The following is a 15,729-nucleotide window of genomic DNA, read 5'->3' as shown; positions in this document are numbered from 1 at the left end:
GTGTCGCGGGATCCCGTCCGCCGGACTGCGTCGCCGGAACCCGCGTACCACCTCGCCGAGTCGTGCCGGGGGACGTTGCCGCCGCCTCGTCCCGCGCCCGCCGAACTCGTCGTACTCCTTGACGTGGCCGGCGGGTCCGCGGACGGGGTCAGCCGCGGCCGCGGTTGCCGGGCCGGGAGGCGACCCAGGCGCGGACGGTGTCGGCGTACCAGTAGGGCTTGCCGCCCTCGACATGGTCGGGTGGGGGCAGCAGCCCGTGCTTGCGGTAGGACCGCACGGTGTCCGGCTGGACCCGGATGTGCGCCGCGATCTCCTTGTAGGACCAGAGCCTTCGGTCGGTCATGAGCCGTACCTCCCCGCGCGCGCCGCGGCGGCGGCCGGGTACGGCCGCCGGGGGGACCGGGCGCTGCGCTGGCGATCACCAAGCCTGTGCCCGTTGAACGACGCAGAGTTACCGGCCGGACACCCTTGTCGTCCGGGTGTGACCGAGAGCCCGCGTATACGTGACATGTGTGACAGGACGAGGGTGTTTGTGACGCGGCCGCCACACAAGGCCGGTGCTCCCAGGGGGTCCCGTCCCACCCTCGGGAGGGAACTCGTCCGAATGTCCGGACAAAGCATTGACAGGGCTCGGCGCGCGGGACTAGAAAGCCGGGGAGAGCCACGACGAAGGGATGCCGATGGCGTACGACCTGATCACCATGGGGCGGATCGGAGTGGACCTCTACCCGCTCCAGACCGGTGTCCCGCTCGCCCGGGTGTCGTCCTTCGGCAAGTTCCTCGGCGGGTCTGCGGCGAACGTCGCGGTCGCCGCGGCCCGGCTCGGCCGGCACACCGCCGTGATCACCCGCACCGGGGACGACCCCTTCGGCGCCTACCTCCACGAGGCGCTGCGCGGCTTCGGCGTCGACGACCGCTGGGTCACCCCCGTCCCCGGCCTGCCCACCCCGGTCACCTTCTGCGAGGTCTTCCCGCCGGACGACTTCCCGCTCTATTTCTACCGGCAGCCCAAGGCCCCCGACCTGGAGATCGACGCCCACCAGCTGGACCTGGACGCCGTCCGGGAGACCCGGATCTTCTGGGTCACCGGCACCGGCCTGAGCGAGGAGCCCAGCCGTACGGCGACCCTCGCCGCCCTCGCCCACCGGGCCCGGTCGGGGACCACCGTCCTCGACCTCGACTGGCGCCCCATGTTCTGGGCCGATCCCGCGTCCGCCCGACCGTTCTACGCCGAGGCCCTGCGCCACGCCACGGTCGCCGTCGGCAACCTGGACGAGGTCGAGGTCGCCACCGGCGAACGCGAGCCGTACGCCGCCGCCCGCGCCCTGCTGGCCGCCGGCGTCGAGCTGGCCGTCGTCAAGAAGGGACCCGAAGGGGTCCTCGCCGTCCGCGGTGACGGCGAGAGCGCCGAGGTCCCGCCCCTGCCCGTCACGGTCCTGAACGGACTCGGCGCCGGGGACGCCTTCGGCGGCTCCCTCTGCCACGGCCTGCTCGCCGGCTGGGACCTGGAGACGGTCATGCGGCACGCCAACGCGGCCGGCGCCATCGTCGCCTCCCGCCTGGAGTGCTCCTCCGCCATGCCCGCCCCCGACGAGGTGGCCGCCGCGCTCGAAGCCGGAGCGGTCCGGTGAGGGCGGGCCGCGTCACGGGCACGCACTCCCACGGCGGCGACGGGGTCCGCCCTTCCCGCGTGGACGTCTCCGAACTGGTCCGCGTCCGCACCCGGCACCCCGAGGCGATCGCCGAGGCCGCCGCCCGCCGGGCCCGCAGGCCCCTGCTGAACGACAGCGGCCGGCTGATGATCGTCGCCGCCGACCACCCCGCCCGCGGCGCCCTCGGCGTCGGCGACCGCGGGCTCGCCATGGCCAACCGCGCCGACCTCCTCGAACGCCTCTGCCTCGCGCTGTCCCGGCCCGGCGTCGACGGTGTCCTCGCCACCGCCGACATCCTGGACGACCTGCTGCTGCTCGGTGCCCTGGAGCACAAGGTCGTCATGGGCTCGATGAACCGCGGCGGCCTCCAGGGGGCCAGCTTCGAGCTGGACGACCGGTTCACCGGCCACCGCCCCGAGGACATCGAGCGACTCGGCTTCGACGCGGGCAAACTGCTGCTGCGCGTCGACTACGCCGACCCGGGCTCCCTGACCACCCTGGAGTCCACCGCCCGCGCCATCGACGCCATGGCCGCCCGCCGGCTCCCGGTGTTCGTCGAGCCGTTCATCAGCCGCCGCACCCCCGAGGGCAGGCTGGGCAACGACCTGTCGGCCGAGGCGGTCACCCGGTCCATCGCCATCGCCTCGGGTCTCGGCGGCTCCTCCGCCTACACCTGGCTGAAGGTGCCGGTCACCGACGACCCCGGCGACATGGCCCGGGTGATGGAGACGTCCACGCTGCCCGCCGTGCTGCTCGGCGGGGAGGTCGGGGACGACCAGGAGGGGGCGTACGCCAAGTGGCGGGACGCCCTGCGACTGCCCACCGTGCGCGGTCTGGTCGCCGGCCGCTCGCTGCTGTACCCGGCGGACGACGACGTGGCCGCCGCCGTGGACACCGCCGTAGGACTGCTGTGAGGGCCGCATGACGAGCACCGACCTGCATCTGCCCAGGGGCACCACCGCGAACGGCCGGTACGCCGTCGACATCGGCCCCGAACGGGCCGGGTGGACGCACAGCAGCCTGCGTGTCGTGGAGCTGACACCCGGCGGTACACAGACATTCACCACCGGGGACAGCGAATGGATCGTGCTTCCGCTGGAAGGCGGATGTACCGTGCGGATCGAGCAGAGCGAGTTCCAACTCCGGGGACGCGAAAGTGTGTTCGCGGGCGTCTCCGACTTCGTGTACGCCCCCCGGGACACCCGGGTCCAGATCGCCTCCGGCGCGGGAGGCCGCTTCGCCCTGGCAGGAGCGAAGTGCGAGCGACGACTCCCCGCCCGCTACGGCCCCGCGCCGGAGGTACCCGTCGAGGAACGCGGCAGCGGCAGGTGCGCCCGCCGGGTGCGCAACTTCGCCTCGGCCGACTCCTTCGACTGCGGCAAACTGATCGCCGTCGAGGTGATCACCCCGGGCGGCAACTGGTCCTCGTACCCGCCGCACAAGCACGACGAGCACCGGCCGGGCGAGGAGTCCGAGCTGGAGGAGATCTACTACTTCGAGATCGACGGCCCGAACGGTCTCGCCTACCAGCGCGTGTTCCCCTCCCGGCCGGGCGGCTGCGACCTGCTCGCCGAGGTCCGCTCCGGCGACGCGGTCCTCGTCCCCGACGGCTGGCACGGCCCGTCCATCGCCCAGCCCGGGCACGACCTGTACTACCTGAACGTCATGGCCGGTCCGGGCGCGACCCGTGAGTGGCGGATCCGCTTCCACCCGGACCACACCGAGACCACAGGGGGATACCGATGACGCGGCTGACCGTCGCCCAGGCACTCGTCCGCTTCCTGGCCGCCCAGTACACCGAGCGGGACGGCGAGCGGCGGCGGCTGATCGGCGCCACCTGGGGCATCTTCGGGCACGGCAACGTCGCCGGGATCGGCCAGGCGCTGATCGAGTACGCCGATGTCATGCCGTTCCACCAGGGCCGCAACGAGCAGTCCATGGTGCACGCGGCGGTCGGCTACGCCCGGCAGTCCAACCGCCTGTCCACGCACGCGGTGACGACGTCCATCGGCCCCGGCGCGACCAACCTCGTCACCGGCGCCGCCCTGGCCACCGTCAACCACCTGCCGGTGCTGCTCCTGCCCGGCGACGTCTTCGCCGCCCGACCGGCCGACCCGGTGCTCCAGCAGCTGGAGGTGCCGTACGCGGGCGACGTGTCGGTCAACGACACCCTGCGCCCGGTGTCCCGGTACTTCGACCGCGTCACCCGCCCCGAGGCCCTGATCCCGGCGGCCCTCCAGGCCGTGCGGGTCCTCACCGACCCGGTCCAGACCGGCGCGGTCACCCTCGCCCTGCCGCAGGACGTCCAGGCGGAGGGGTACGACTGGCCGGAGGAGTTCTTCGCCGAGCGCGTGTGGACCGTACGCCGGCCGGGCGCGGACCCGGCCGAGCTGGCGGAGGCGGTCCGGGCGGTCCGGCAGGCGCGCCGGCCGCTGGTCGTCGCGGGCGGCGGAGTGCACCACAGCCGCGCGGAGGAGGCCCTCGCGGAGTTCGCGTCGGCCACCGGCATCCCCGTCGCCTCCACCCAGGCCGGCAAGGGATCCCTCCGCCACGACCACCCGCAGGACGTCGGCGGGATCGGGCACACCGGCACCGCGACCGCCGACGAGCTGGCCCGCACGGCCGACCTGGTGATCGGCGTCGGCACCCGGTACACCGACTTCACCACCGCCTCCGGCACTCTCTTCGCCCACCCGGACGTCCGCTTCCTCAACCTCAACATCGCCCCCTACGACGGCCACAAGCTCGCCGGTCGCCCGCTGATCGCCGACGCCCGCAGCGGGCTGGGCGAGCTGACCGAGGCACTGGTCGTGCACGGGTACACGGTCCCCGACTCCTACGTCGCCGCGTACACCGCGGACAAGGAGCGCTGGGAGCGGCGCGTCGACGCCTGCCTCACGGCCGGCGACGACGGTGCACGGCCGACCCAGCCGCAGGTCATCGGCGCCCTCGACGCGCTCGTGGACGAGTCGGACATCATCGTCAACGCGGCCGGCTCGCTCCCCGGCGACCTGCACAAGCTGTGGCGGACGCGCTCGCGCGACCAGTACCACCTGGAGTACGGCTACTCCTGCATGGGCTACGAGATCCCGGCCGCGCTCGGCGTGAAGCTCGCCGCGCCGGAGCGGAACGTGTGGGCGCTGGTCGGCGACGGCACCTACCTGATGATGCCGACGGAGATCGTCACCGCCGTGCAGGAGGGCGTCGCGATCAAGGTCGTGCTGGTGCAGAACCACGGGTACGCCTCGATCGGCGGTCTGTCGGAGTCGGTGGGTGCCGAGCGGTTCGGCACCGCCTACCGGTTCCCGGCCGCACAGGGCGGGTACACGGGCGCCCCGCTGCCCGTCGACCTCGCCGCCAACGCGGCCAGCCTGGGCATGCGGGTGCTGCGGGCCGGGACCGTACGGGAGCTGCGGGAGGCGCTCGCCGAGGCCCGGGCCGCCGGCACTCCCACATGTGTCTACGTGGAGACCGAAACGTCCGACACTGTGTCGGGCGCGCCCGAGGCGCAGGCCTGGTGGGATGTTCCTGTGGCCGAGACCGCGACCCGACCGTCGGCGGTCAGGGCACGTGAGCTGTACGAACGGCACGTCTCGACCCGACGCCGCCATCTGTAGAAGGAGTTTCTGGGCATGACGAAGATCGTCAACCACTGGATCGGCGGAAAGACCGTCGAAGGCGCGTCGGGCACGTACGGGCCGGTCACCGACCCGGCGACCGGCGCGGTCACCACCAAGGTCGCCTTCGCCTCGGCCGAGGAGGTGGACGCGGCGGTCGCGGCCGCCAAGGACGCCTTCCTGACCTGGGGCCAGTCCTCGCTGGCCCAGCGGACCACCATCCTCTTCCGGTTCCGCGCGCTGCTGGACGCCCACCGCGACGAGATCGCCGAGCTGATCACCGCCGAGCACGGCAAGGTGCACTCCGACGCGCTCGGCGAGGTCGCGCGCGGCCTGGAGATCGTGGACCTGGCCTGCGGGATCAACGTCCAGCTGAAGGGCGAGCTGTCCACGCAGGTCGCCAGCCGGGTCGACGTGGCCTCGATCCGCCAGCCGCTCGGTGTCGTCGCGGGCATCACGCCGTTCAACTTCCCCGCGATGGTCCCGATGTGGATGTTCCCGCTGGCCATCGCCACCGGGAACACCTTCGTGCTGAAGCCGTCCGAGAAGGACCCCTCGGCCTCCGTCCGGATCGCCGAGCTGCTGGCCGAGGCGGGCCTGCCCGACGGTGTGTTCAACGTCGTCCACGGCGACAAGGTGGCCGTCGACCGGCTCCTGGAGCACCCGGACGTCAAGGCCGTCTCCTTCGTGGGCTCGACCCCGATCGCCCGCCACATCCACACCACCGCCTCCGCGCACGGCAAGCGCGTGCAGGCGCTCGGCGGCGCCAAGAACCACATGCTGGTCCTGCCGGACGCCGACCTGGACGCGGCGGCCGACGCGGCGGTCTCGGCGGCGTACGGCTCGGCGGGCGAGCGTTGCATGGCCATCTCGGCCGTGGTGGCCGTGGGCGCGATCGGCGACACGCTGGTGGAGAAGATCCGCGAGCGCGCCGAGCAGATCAAGATCGGTCCGGGCAACGACCCGGCGTCCGAGATGGGCCCGCTGATCACCAGGGCGCACCGCGACAAGGTCGCCTCGTACGTCTCCGGTGCCGCCGCCGAGGGCGCGGAGGTCGTGCTCGACGGCACCGGGTACACCGTCGAGGGCTACGAGGACGGCCACTGGCTCGGCATCTCGCTGCTCGACAAGGTGCCGACCGGCGCGAAGGCGTACCAGGACGAGATCTTCGGCCCGGTGCTGTGCGTGCTGCGCGCCGAGACCTACGAGGAGGGGCTCGCGCTCATCAACGCCTCGCCGTTCGGCAACGGCACCGCGATCTTCACCCGGGACGGCGGGGCCGCCCGCCGCTTCCAGCTGGAGGTCGAGGCCGGCATGGTCGGCGTGAACGTGCCGATCCCGGTCCCCGTCGGCTACCACTCCTTCGGCGGCTGGAAGGACTCGCTCTTCGGCGACCACCACATCTACGGCAACGACGGCACGCACTTCTACACCCGCGGCAAGGTCGTCACCACCCGCTGGCCCGACCCGGCCGACGCCCCGACGGGCGTGGACCTGGGTTTCCCGCGCAACCACTGAGCCGGGCGGCACGGCGCCCCGTCTCCTCCGCGCCGGAGGGGCGGGGCGCCGTCGTGTCCGGCCCCGGACCAGCGGGTGATGTTGGCATGAGCGCGACCAGATCGGCCGTCCGGATAGCGGACGACTGACATTTTTTTGAAACACGCGCTGCGGTTCCCGTTCCAGCCGGACGAAACGGATGGTGAAGGGGTTTCGCGCGCATTACCTTTAAAAGCAAGGTCACACTTGGTTCAAGCTTGATGGATGCACCTATAGGGCGTCACAGCCTGGGAAAGTGATGCGCCGCCGGATCTTCCGCGGGTGCGGATTCCGCAGGTAAACGGCCATTGACGTGGCGGTTTTCGTCGGGGTTCTCTAGGCAACGCCGGGAGCGGACGAGATGAACGTACGACGATCCGCCGGAGGCGATATCGCTCCCGACCCCCACCCTCAGCCGCTCACGTCGATCGGAACCGCCGCATGACCGACACGCTCCCGAAGTCCGTGGCCGCCACCGACACCGCGACAGCACCCGCACCCGAGCTGAAGCGCTCCATCGGTGTCGTCGGCGGCACGCTGCTGACGCTGTCCTGCGTCACGCCCGCCTCCACGCTCTTCGTCGTCGTCCCCGACCTGTTCGGTTCACTCGGCACCGCCACCGCCCTCACGATCGGCATCGGCTCCCTCCTCTGCATCGCCGTCGCCTTCTGCTACTCCGAGCTGGGCACCCTCATCCCCAGCGCGGGCGGCGAGTACGCCATGGTCTCCACGATGGCCGGACGGCTCGCGGGCTGGCTCGTCTTCGTCCTCTCCCTGCTGGTCGTGATGATCGTGCCGCCCGTCATCGCGATGGGCACCGCCGATTACCTCGCCCCGCTCGTCCACCTCGACCCGGCGATGACCGGTGCCGGCGTCATGCTGCTCGCCACCCTCGCCGGCCTGCTCGACCTGCGCGCCAACGCCTGGATCACCGGCATCTTCCTGGTTCTGGAGGTCATCGCCGCCGGAGTCGTCGCCCTGCTCGGCTTCTCCCACAGCCACCGCGGGCTGAGCAGCCTCACCTCCATGCAGGTCGCCGGGTCCGGCGGCCACGCGGACACCGTGACCGCCATGCTGGTCGTCTCCGGGCTCGCCATCGCGCTCTTCGTCACCCAGGGCTTCTCCACCGCCGTCTACCTCTCGGAGGAACTGGAGAACCCGCGCCGCAACGTCGCCCGGACCGTCATGGCCACCCTCGCCATCTCCACCGTGGTCATCCTGGTCCCGGTCGCCGCCATCACCATGGGCGCCGGCGACCTCGAGGAGCTGACCGGCGGCGACATCAGCGCCATGGTCACCGCCTGGTCCAACTCCGCGGTCGGCACCTTCGTCAGCCTCTGCGTCGCCCTGGCGATCATCAACGCGGGCATCGTCATGGTCATCCAGAACTCCCGCGTGCTGTTCGCCTCCGCCCGGGACAAGGCCTGGCCCGGCCCCGTCAACACCGTCTTCGCCAAGCTCGGCCGCTTCGGCTCCCCGTGGGTCGCCACGCTCGCGGTCGGCGTCCCCGGCGCGCTGCTCTGCTTCGTCAACCTCGACACCCTGTACGGCGTCACCGGCGTCTCGGTGACCGGCATGTACCTGCTCGTCGCGGTCGCCGCCCTGCTCGCCCGCCGCGGCTCCCACAAGCACACGACCGCCTGGCGGATGCCGCTGTGGCCCGCGGTCCCGCTCCTGCTGATCGCCGTCCTCGCCTACATCCTGACCCAGCAGGAGGCGTCCTACCTGCTGTGGACCGGCGGCATCACCGCCGTCGCCACCCTCTACTGGGCGCTCTACCTGCGCCCGCGCCGCGAGACCCGCTGGCTGGTGTCCATCCCCCAGGACGGCCAGGCGGCGAAGAACACCCAGGCGGCCGAGAACGCGCCGGTCGCCGGGGGAACGCAGCTCGCCGCGGGCACGCCGCTCCCCGGGGCGGCACAGGCCTAGTCTTTCGTTCGGATCAGGCCGGATCAGGGCGCGGTGCCAGGGCCCGCGAGCCCGGCATGATCCGAACGAGAGGCCCCAGGGGTCGAGGGTGGCGGCCGCGCCGGCTCCGCACGGGGGTCGTCGTACCACGTGTGAAGTACGCCGGGACGGGGCCGTACGCCCCAGGGAGGGCGTACGGCTCCGACCGGCGGCAGCAGCGGTTGTCGGTGGCGGCCCTTACCGTTGGAGCATGGATCTTCGACCTCCTCGGCTGCGGGCGCTGCTGCGCGGGCCGCGCCGGCTCCTCGCCGGCGCGGCCGCCGTCGTGGTGCTCGCCGGTGCCGGGACGTGGACGGCGGCCGTCGCCTCCGACGACACCCGGGCCGTGCGCCGCGACGACCGGGTCATGGCGGTCGACGGGGTGCGCCTGGACACCTCGTTCTTCACCCCGGCCACCGCCGGCCGGCACCCCGCCGTCCTGCTCGCGCACGGCTTCGGCGGCAGCAAGGACGACATGCGCCGGCAGGCCGAGGACCTCGCCGGCGACGGATACGCGGTGCTGACCTGGTCCGCGCGCGGCTTCGGCCGGTCCACCGGGAAGATCGGGCTGAACGACCCCGAGGGCGAGGTCGCCGACGTCTCCCGGCTCGTCGACTGGCTGGCCCGGCAGCCCCAGGTCCGGCTCGACGGGCCCGGCGACCCGCGCGTGGGCGTCGCCGGCGGCTCCTACGGCGGCGCCGTCTCGCTGCTCGCCGCCGGCCACGACCGCCGGGTGGACGCCATCGCCCCGGCCATCACCTACTGGAACCTCGCGGACGCCCTCTTCCCGGACGGGGTGTTCAAGAAGCTGTGGACCGGCATCTTCATGAACGCCGGCGGCGGCTGCGCGAAGTTCCAGCCCGCGCTGTGCCGGATGTACGACCGGGTCGCCGAGTCCGGCACCCCGGACCCGGCCGCCCGTGCCCTGCTGGAGGCGCGCTCGCCGTCCGCCGTCGGCACCCGCATCAAGGTGCCCACCCTGCTCGTGCAGGGGCAGACGGACTCCCTGTTCACCCTCGGCCAGGCCGACGCGGCCCAACGGGCGATCCGGGCGAACGGCGCCCCTGTCGACGTCGACTGGATCGCCGGCGGACACGACGGCGGCGACATGGAGACCGGCCGCGTCGAAGCACGCGTGCGTGCGTGGTTCGACCGGTACCTCAAGGGCGACAAGGCCGCCGACACCGGCCCGGCCTTCCGGATCACCCGCACCGGAGGCGTCGACTCCACCGACGGCACCGCCCAGCTGCGCGGCGCCAGTGCCGGCGCCTACCCCGGCCTGCACGACCACCCGCACACCCTCGCCCTCACCGGCCGCACCCAGCACGTCGCCAACCCGGCCGGTGCCAGCCCGCCCGGCGTCTCCGCCCTGCCCGGCCTCGGCGGCTCCGGCGGCCTCGCCCAGCTGTCCGCGCTCGGCGTCGGCGTCTCCCTGGACTTCCCCGGCCAGTACGCGCGCTTCGACTCGGCACCCCTCACCCGCGACCTGCAAATCACCGGCGCCCCGACCGCCACCGTGCACGTCACCTCCACCCGCGACGACGCCGTCCTGTTCGGCAAGGTCTACGACGTCGCCCCCGACGGCATCGGGCAGGTGCTGCCCGCCCAGCTGGTCGCCCCCTTCCGGGTGACCGGCGCCAAGGCCGGCAAGGACGTCACGGTCACCCTCCCCGCGATCGACCACGAGGTACGCAGGGGCCACCGGGTCCGCCTGGTCCTGGCCTCCACCGACCTCGGCTACGCCTCACCGGCCGCCCCGGCCACCTACACCGTCGCCCTGAAGGGCGGCCTGAGCGTGCCGACGGCCCCCGCCGTCACCACCGCCGCGGCCCCGCTGCCCGCCTGGGTGTGGTGGCTGCCCGCGGCCGGTGTGCTCACCGCGCTCGCCCTGCTGCTCACCGCCCGCCGCCGCACCGCGGCCCCCGCACCCGACCCGGAGCTGGCCGACGTCCCGCTCGTGATCAGGGACCTGCACAAGCGGTACGCCGGCTCCGCCGACCGGTACGCGGTGCGCGAGCTGTCCTTCCGCGTCGAACGCGGCCAGGTGCTCGGCCTGCTCGGACCCAACGGCGCGGGCAAGACCACCACCCTGCGCATGCTGATGGGACTGATCGTGCCGGACGACGGCGAGATCCGGGTGTTCGGTCACACCATCCGGCCGGGCGCCACCGTGCTCTCCCGGGTCGGCGCGTTCGTCGAGGGCGCCGGCTTCCTGCCGCACCTGTCCGGCCGGGACAACCTGGAGCTGTACTGGCGGGCCACCGGCCGCCCGCCCGAGGACGCCCACCTGGACGAGGCCCTGGAGATCGCCGGCCTCGGCGACGCGCTCGCCCGCGCCGTGCGGACCTACTCCCAGGGCATGCGCCAGCGGCTGGCCATCGCCCAGGCCATGCTCGGCCTGCCCGACCTGCTCATCCTGGACGAGCCCACCAACGGCCTCGACCCGCCCCAGATCCGCGAGATGCGCGAGGTGATGATCCGCTACGCCGCCGCCGGCCGCACCGTGATCGTCTCCAGCCATCTCCTCGCCGAGGTCGAACAGTCCTGCACCCACCTGGTGGTCATGGACCGCGGCCGGCTCGTGCAGGCCGGCCCGGTCCGCGAGATCACCGGCGCCGGTGACACGCTGCTGGTCGGCACCGCCGCGCCCGTGGAGGAGCCGGTGGTGGAGAAGGTGGCCGCGCTGCCCGGTGTCGCCTCCGCCGTACGTGCCGACGACGGGCTGCTGATCCGGCTCGGACCGGACGGCACCGCCGAGCGGCTGGTCGTGGAGCTGGTCCGGCTGGCGGTGCCGGTCGTCTCGGTCGGCCCCCACCGCCGCCTGGAAGACGCCTTCCTCACCCTGATCGGAGGTGCCGCATGAGCACGCTCACCGAGGTCGCCCCCGGCTACCGGGCGGGCCGCACCCTGCCGCTGCGCGTGGAGCTGGTCCGCCAGCTCACCCGGCGGCGCACGCTGGTCATGGGCGCGATCCTGGCCGTCCTGCCCTTCGTCCTGCTGATCGCCTTCGCCGTCGGCGGCGACCCGGGCGCCCGGAACAACCAGGTCACCCTGATGGACACGGCCACCGCGTCCGGCGCCAACTTCGCGGCCGTGAACCTCTTCGTCTCGGCGGGCTTCCTGCTGGTCATCCCGGTCGCCCTGTTCTGCGGGGACACGGTCGCCTCGGAGGCGAGCTGGTCCTCGCTGCGCTATCTGCTCGCCGCGCCCGTGCCCCGCGCCCGGCTGCTGTGGTCCAAGCTCGTCGTGGCGCTCGGCCTGAGTCTCGCCGCCATGCTGCTGCTGCCGCTCGTCGCCCTGGCCGCCGGCACGGCCGCCTACGGCTGGGGTCCGCTGGAGATCCCCACGGGCGGCGCGCTGGACACGGGCACGGCGGCCCAGCGGCTCGTGGCGGCCGTGGCGTACATCTTCGTCTCGCAGCTCGTCACCGCCGGGCTGGCGTTCTGGCTGTCCACGAAGACGGACGCCCCGCTCGGCGCGGTCGGCGGCGCGGTGGGTCTGACCATCGTCGGCAACGTCCTGGACGCCGTCACCGCCCTCGGCCACTGGCGGGACTTCCTGCCCGCGCACTGGCAGTTCGCCTGGGCCGACGCCGTCCAGCCGCACCCCGAGTGGTCCGGGATGATCCAGGGCAGCGCGCTGTCCGTGACGTACGCGCTCGTGCTGTTCGCCCTGGCCTTCCGTGGCTTCTCCCGCAAGGACGTCGTCTCCTAGGGACGGGTGCGCACACCCTGCCGGCCTCCACCGACTCTTCCGTCGACGGGACGCGTGTGAGAAGCGGTGCGATCGAGTGAATACCGGACGGTCCGCGTTCTGCGACCTCCCGTCGTGTCTATCCCTCGTTCCGTGCCGCGACCGTCCACGCCTTGCTCACACGGTCTGGCCGGTCATCGTGGCATGACCCGAAGAAGGGAACATCCATGAAGAGAACCGCTGCCGTTGTCACGGGCGCCGTCCTGGCCCTGGGCCTGGCCGGACCCGCCTTCGCCGACTCGACTGCGAACGGCGTCGCCGTCAACTCGCCGGGCGTGCTGTCGGGCAACGTCGTCCAAGCCCCCATCCACGTCCCGATCAACATCTGCGGCAACACCGTCAACGTCGTCGGCGCGCTGAACCCGACGGCGGGCAACGTCTGCGTCAACGACTGACCCCCGTCAGCGCGAACCATCAGCCCACCGGCTGCGTCATGGCCGGCCCCGGAGCGTGGATCCGTCGATCCTTCGTTCCGGGGCCGGCTTTCCCGCTTTTTCGATGTCCGGACCATGATCGTGGCCTCGGTCGCCGCCGTCACGCTGATCGTGACCGGCACGGTCCTGTACCGGCGGGGGAGGGCCGCCTCCCGTCGGTAGCGCGCAGGGTGCCGGGCCCGGGCCCGGCACCCTGCCGTGCGGCAGCGGTCAGCGTCCCACCGTCTCCGGCACCGTGTGACGCCGGCCGGCCCGGGCGTCCCAGTCGGCCGGCCCCGTGCGCAGCCGCCGCCGTACCCCGCGCACCAGCGTGCCCGCCGTGAACGTCGCGCCGTGCACGAACCGCATCGCCGGGCCGAAGCCCGCGGCCGTGACCAGACCGGCCAGGAACAGACCGGGGTACGACGACTCGAACTCCAGCCCTACCTCCGGTGCCCCGTCGGTGCCCGTCACCAGCAGCGCGCGCAGGTCGGGGGAGAGCAGCCGCAGCCGGTCGAGGCCGGCCCGGAACCCGGTCGCGGCGATCACGTGTTCCGTCTCCAGCACGGCCGGACCGCCCCGCCGGGCCGCGGTCTCCAGCCGCAGCCCGCCCGGTACCTCACGGGCCCGCACCACCTCCTGGCCCGGCAGCACCTCCACCTGCCGTTCCACCCGCTCGCGCACCCACCAGGCACCGGCCGGGCCCAGCGCGTCGGCCGCGATCCGGGTCCGGGTGCGCTCCGGCAGCCGCCGGTACAGGCCGGGCCGCTCGGCGTAGAACCAGTTCCGCCAGCCGGGGCCCAGTCCGCTGTGCGGGGAGCGGGCCGAACGCCACCAGGGGCGCTCCCAGGGCGGGGGCACGTCGTTCCAGTACAGCCGGTCCGCGCGGGCCAGCACCCGGACCCGGGTGCCCTGCTCGGCGAGGAGCGCGGCCGTCTCCAGGGCCGCCTGGCCACCGCCGATCACGGTGACGTCCCGGTCGCGGAAACGGTCGAGCGAGGCGTGATGGCTGCTGTGCGAGACCAGGGTCGGCGGCAGGCCGCGCAGGGCGGCCGGGATCTCGGTGAACGGCAGCACGCCCACGGCCACGACGACGGTCCGCGCGGGGAGCGTCTCCCCGTCCTCGGTGACGGCCTCGAAGCCGCCTGCGCGGGGCGCCACCCGGGTCACGATCCGTTCGTCGACCCGGGGGACGGCGTTGCGGGCGAACCACACGCCGTATTCGGCGAAGATCTCCAGCGGGACCGGCTCGGCGTGCCGGGCCGTGATGCCGCGGAAGGCGCAGAACACGTCCAGCCGCCAACGGCCTTCGGGGTCGGACAGGTTGGACGCCCACGGCTCCGACTTCAGGAACATGCCGCGCGGCATGTGATCACGCCAGGACTCCATGGGCCGCCCGAGGACGCGGACGTTCAGCCCGGCCGCCGCGGCGTGCGATGCGATGGACAGGCCGTACGGGCCGGCGCCCACCACCAACAGGTCGTACATCAGCAGCTGCTCGCTTTCTCGTCGTCGGTCAGGGCGTGCGGGAGGTCCCGGGCGTTCACCCGGGGGACGGTGCCGGGCCGGGGCCGCGGCGCGGGCGATGGCGCCTGTCTCGCGCGAAGGGGCAGGCGTCCGGCGAGCCGGCCCGTCACGTGCCGGGCCCACAGCGCCCACATCACCCGGCCGGGCGCCGGGTCGTCCGGGGCGTGCCAGGCCAGTTCGCGGCCCCGGGGCGCGGGACGCAGCGCGTTCAGCGGCGCGTAGTTCTCCACCACGAACTCCCGCCCGGGCAGGGGCACCCCGGCCGGCAGCGGACGGTCTGTCAGGTCCAGGTGGAGGGCCCGTACGACGTCCAGGCCGGCGCTGTCGCTGAACAGCCGGAACTGGGCGCCGGGGCGGGGGTTGAAGTCCAGCAGGTGGTAGCGGCCGGTGTGGCCGCAGCGGCGGAAGTCCAGGTCGAAGATGCCCCGGTAGCCCAGTTCGCCGGTGAGCCGTTCGGCCAGTGCCCGCACCTCGGGGTCCGGCGTCCACCGGCCGGCCGCGGTCAGGCCGGCCCCGCGCGGCCACGCCAACTGTTTGTTCCCGGACCCGCCGGCACGCAGGACACCGGCGTGGTCGGCGTACCCGTGGAAGAACCAGTCGAGGCCCGGGCCGGGCGGCAGGTAGGCCTGCAACAGCAGCGGGCTGCCCGCCTCGCCGGTGCGAAGGTACAGCTCCCGGGCCTCCCGTGCCGAGTGCACCAGCACGGTCGAGCGGAGTCCGATGCCGGCCGGCACCAGCCAGGGCCGGCTCCATTTGGCCACCACCGGCAGTCCCAGCCGCCGGGTGGCCGCCGCCGCGTCCTCGGCGCTGTCCGGGACCAGGGTCACCGGGTGCGGGACGCCGGTGGCGGCACACATGCCGGCCAGTTGCGCCTTGTCCGCCACCCGCCCGGGCAGGGTGCCCGGCTGCCGCGGCAGCAGGTAGGCGGGCGCGAGGTCCTCCCGCAGCAGGCCGGCCGCGATGGCGCCGGCGTCGTCCATCGGGATCAGCACGGCCGGGCGGCCGACCACGGCCGCGACCCGGTGCAGCACGGTGGCGATCTCACGGGTGGACGCGCCGGGCGCGGGCGGCAGATGCATCTGCCGTACAAAGCGCGACGCGTGCACCGGACTCGCCATGGAGTCGGCGACGACGTGCACCTCCACCCCGGCCCTGCCGAGCGAGCGCACGGCACCCAGGGTGCCGTGGTGAAAGGGATTCCGGTCGATCCGCAGCAGCACTGCGGGGACCCGGCTGTCCAGTAGCGACACGGGCGATTCCTTTTTTCTCGGTCTTTTTCTCGGT

General features: G+C 73.3%; 12 protein-coding genes. 9 read left to right on the top strand and 3 right to left on the bottom strand.

Annotation, left to right across the window (positions count from 1 at the left end):
- Positions 1 to 148 precede the first annotated feature (148 nt).
- The gene (locus tag AB0F03_RS13455; RefSeq protein WP_361990127.1) at positions 149 to 343 is read right to left on the bottom strand and encodes a MerR family transcriptional regulator; all 195 of its coding nucleotides are present in this window, start codon (positions 341 to 343) and stop codon (positions 149 to 151) included.
- Between the two features lie 337 nt (positions 344 to 680).
- Between AB0F03_RS13455 and iolC the strand changes: the two genes are divergently transcribed.
- The 9 genes from iolC to AB0F03_RS13410 all read left to right on the top strand — a co-directional run bounded on the left by iolC (position 681) and on the right by AB0F03_RS13410 (position 12,900).
- The gene (iolC, locus tag AB0F03_RS13450; protein WP_361990124.1) at positions 681 to 1,631 is read left to right on the top strand and encodes a 5-dehydro-2-deoxygluconokinase; all 951 of its coding nucleotides are present in this window, start codon (positions 681 to 683) and stop codon (positions 1,629 to 1,631) included.
- Between the two features lie 59 nt (positions 1,632 to 1,690).
- Positions 1,691 to 2,566, top strand: a complete 876-nt coding sequence (locus AB0F03_RS13445; protein WP_361990121.1) for a deoxyribose-phosphate aldolase — start codon at positions 1,691 to 1,693, stop codon at positions 2,564 to 2,566.
- 7 nt (positions 2,567 to 2,573) lie between these two features.
- Positions 2,574 to 3,398, top strand: a complete 825-nt coding sequence (gene iolB, locus AB0F03_RS13440; protein WP_361990118.1) for a 5-deoxy-glucuronate isomerase — start codon at positions 2,574 to 2,576, stop codon at positions 3,396 to 3,398.
- Positions 3,395 to 5,269, top strand: a complete 1,875-nt coding sequence (gene iolD, locus AB0F03_RS13435; protein WP_361990115.1) for a 3D-(3,5/4)-trihydroxycyclohexane-1,2-dione acylhydrolase (decyclizing) — start codon at positions 3,395 to 3,397, stop codon at positions 5,267 to 5,269. The genes iolB and iolD overlap by 4 nt, the downstream gene beginning before the upstream one ends.
- A gap of 15 nt (positions 5,270 to 5,284) precedes the next feature.
- On the top strand, positions 5,285 to 6,787 hold the full coding sequence (mmsA, locus tag AB0F03_RS13430) for a CoA-acylating methylmalonate-semialdehyde dehydrogenase (RefSeq protein WP_361990113.1): 1,503 nt from the start codon (positions 5,285 to 5,287) through the stop codon (positions 6,785 to 6,787).
- Positions 6,788 to 7,246: 459 nt separating this feature from the next.
- The gene (locus AB0F03_RS13425; RefSeq protein ID WP_361990110.1) at positions 7,247 to 8,734 is read left to right on the top strand and encodes an APC family permease; all 1,488 of its coding nucleotides are present in this window, start codon (positions 7,247 to 7,249) and stop codon (positions 8,732 to 8,734) included.
- Between the two features lie 229 nt (positions 8,735 to 8,963).
- Positions 8,964 to 11,615: a CocE/NonD family hydrolase gene (locus AB0F03_RS13420; RefSeq protein WP_361990108.1), complete on the top strand. Its 2,652-nt coding sequence runs from the start codon at positions 8,964 to 8,966 to the stop codon at positions 11,613 to 11,615.
- On the top strand, positions 11,612 to 12,466 hold the full coding sequence (locus tag AB0F03_RS13415; protein ID WP_361990105.1) for an ABC transporter permease: 855 nt from the start codon (positions 11,612 to 11,614) through the stop codon (positions 12,464 to 12,466). The genes AB0F03_RS13420 and AB0F03_RS13415 overlap by 4 nt, the downstream gene beginning before the upstream one ends.
- A gap of 206 nt (positions 12,467 to 12,672) precedes the next feature.
- A complete protein-coding gene (locus AB0F03_RS13410) occupies positions 12,673 to 12,900 on the top strand; it encodes a chaplin (RefSeq protein ID WP_361990102.1) in 228 nt (75 codons plus the stop codon).
- A 249-nt stretch (positions 12,901 to 13,149) separates the two neighbouring features.
- Here the strand turns inward: AB0F03_RS13410 and AB0F03_RS13405 are convergent, their stop codons facing one another.
- The gene (locus AB0F03_RS13405) at positions 13,150 to 14,406 is read right to left on the bottom strand and encodes an NAD(P)-binding domain-containing protein (protein ID WP_361990100.1); all 1,257 of its coding nucleotides are present in this window, start codon (positions 14,404 to 14,406) and stop codon (positions 13,150 to 13,152) included.
- Complete coding sequence (locus AB0F03_RS13400; protein WP_361990097.1) at positions 14,406 to 15,695, bottom strand: ATP-grasp domain-containing protein; 1,290 nt, start codon at positions 15,693 to 15,695, stop codon at positions 14,406 to 14,408. The genes AB0F03_RS13405 and AB0F03_RS13400 overlap by 1 nt, the downstream gene beginning before the upstream one ends.
- Positions 15,696 to 15,729: the final 34 nt, after the last annotated feature.

It is taken from the genome of Streptomyces sp. NPDC028722, from assembly GCF_040637655.1.
Classification (GTDB): domain Bacteria; phylum Actinomycetota; class Actinomycetes; order Streptomycetales; family Streptomycetaceae; genus Streptomyces.
Note: the sequence above shows the minus strand (reverse complement) of the source record. Positions and strands in the feature narration are given on the sequence as shown.